The organism is Microbacterium sp. BF1 (assembly GCF_019279095.1).
GTDB classification, from domain to species: Bacteria; Actinomycetota; Actinomycetes; order Actinomycetales; family Microbacteriaceae; genus Microbacterium; species Microbacterium maritypicum.
Genome location: NZ_JAGYWT010000433.1, coordinates 1 through 2,077, shown reverse-complemented (window position 1 = coordinate 2,077; position 2,077 = coordinate 1). Strand labels below are relative to the sequence as shown.

Annotated in this window: 2 protein-coding genes; one reads left to right on the top strand and one right to left on the bottom strand. The window is 63.3% G+C overall.

The features are described 5' to 3' along the window. Nucleotides 1-209: 209 nt before the first annotated feature. Nucleotides 210-1,265, top strand: coding sequence for an LLM class flavin-dependent oxidoreductase (locus KZA10_RS13250; protein WP_218683112.1), 1,056 nt, complete (start codon nucleotides 210-212; stop codon nucleotides 1,263-1,265). Between the two features lie 93 nt (nucleotides 1,266-1,358). On the opposite strand, the gene KZA10_RS13245 is transcribed toward KZA10_RS13250, so the two are convergent. Next, nucleotides 1,359-2,021: a hypothetical protein gene (locus tag KZA10_RS13245; protein WP_218683111.1), complete on the bottom strand. Its 663-nt coding sequence runs from the start codon at nucleotides 2,019-2,021 to the stop codon at nucleotides 1,359-1,361. Between the last annotated feature and the right edge of the window lie 56 nt (nucleotides 2,022-2,077).

Here is a 2,077-nt window from a genome sequence, read left to right as displayed (position 1 = left end):
CGTGGGGCGACACCGCGCGACTGGTCATCGGAGAGGCGGCATCGATCTTCACCTGGTCGGACACGCCGATCACCGTGACGATGGACATCGAGACTCCGCCGACCTATCGGGACGGCTCGGTCGTGGGCTCTTCCGATCTCGCTCCCTGGTGCTCGACGGCATTCTGGTGCCGGGGGAATAGTCCCCAGATCTATGCGTTGGAATGGATCATGAAGGCTTTCGGATTCCTCTCCTTCGGGCACTACGCGGATGTGCCCGGCTCAGCGACCCGCACGGCGGGCGACATGCTGAAGCAGACCATCGAGATCGCCGAGGGCGCCGACGAGATCGGTGTGAACGGCGCCTACGTGCGCGTGCACCACTGGGCGCGTCAGGCCGCCTCGCCGATGCCGCTGCTGGCGGCCATGGCGGCGCGCACGAAGCGCATCGAGGTCGGCACGGGCGTGATCGACATGCGCTACGAGAACCCGTTCCAGTTCGCGGAGGAGGCGGCCGCTCTCGACCTGATCTCCGACGGTCGCATCGCGCTCGGCGTGAGCCGTGGTTCACCCGAGACGGCTCTGCGCGGATACGAGACGTTCGGCTACGTCGATGAGGAAGACGCCGAGCGCGGAAGCGTCATCGCCCGGGAGAAGTTCGACCTGTTCCTGCGTGCGATCGACGGGGAGGGAATCGCCCCCGGCGACCCGCGCATGGTGGGGGCTGGGCGCTATCTCGCGATCGAGCCGCAGTCGCCGACACTCCGCGATCACATCTGGTGGGGATCGGGTTCGCGCCCGACCGCGATCGAGACGGGTCGCAAGGGTCTCAACATGATGAGCTCGACCCTCGTCACCGAGGCCACGGGGCAGCCGTTCCACGAACTGCAGCGTGAGCAGATCGACCTCTTCCGGTCCGCATACAAGGAGGCCGGGCACACCGGCACCCCGCGGGTCTCGGTCAGCCGCAGTGTGTTCCCGCTGGTCTCCGACATGGACCGCGCCTACTTCGGCCTTCGGAGCGAGGAGAACGCCGATCAGATCGGCATCATCGACGGGTTCCGCTCCACGTTCGGCAAGACCTATGCGGCCGAGCCCGACGTGCTGATCGAGCAGCTTCGACAGGACGAGGCGGTGATGGCCGCGGACACCCTGATGCTGACGATCCCGAACCAATTGGGAGTTGCTTATTGTGTACATATCTTGGAGTCCTTCGCGAAGCATGTAGCCCCCGCGCTGGGATGGAAGCCGAACACTGACGGCCCTGTCGAGGGATACGCGATCTAACCGCGTTTCCTCGCCGACATGCATACTGTCGAGGATCGTCCGAGACGGGCTGAGATCGCAGCCTAAGCGCGCTGGTGGACGAACGCGCGTCGCTCACTCCCTCGATTCGTCGAGCCCGGAGATCGTTGTGTACAGGGCGCGGAGCGAACCATCTGACATGTCGATGATCGGCTCGTACATGAACGAGTTGATGTGGAGATTCTCGGGAGTCATGAGCAACACCGAGCGCAGGTGTGCAAGCTCTGCGGCGCTACCAACTCCGCGCTGATCGAACAGCTTGAAGAGTTCCCAGTTCTGGTTCTTGGTGATTGCGTCGGTGGTCGCCGGGTCGTTGATCCGACCAAGCATGTACGACTCCGAACGAAGCCTCACGGCCATCGACAGGACGATCTTGTTGGCGAAGTTCACACCCTCATCTGCTTCAAGGCAGGCATCCGCTTCGCGGTAGATCATGTCGATGACCGGCTCATCCGGATCTGCCCATGACTGGTCGGGCAGGCCCGCCAGCGCATTCCTGAAGATGGTGTCGAGCTCGGCCTGGGTGATGGACGCGGTGTCGGTCTTATGGTGGAGAAGAGAGGTGAGCTTCAGGTAATCGTCGTCGTCCGTGCCTCGGCTGTACTCGATCAGGTTTCGCACGAAGGGGATGCAGGCGATTCGCTTCATCCCATCGCTGAAGATCTTCGGGCGTGAGGAAGGAATTGGTGACAACTGATCGTTAGTGCCGGGAGGCGCTGGCGGGGAGGATGTCATCATGCCTGGTCCCTATCCCAGAGAGTTCCGCGAGGACGTTGTCGCGGTCGCTCGTAGCC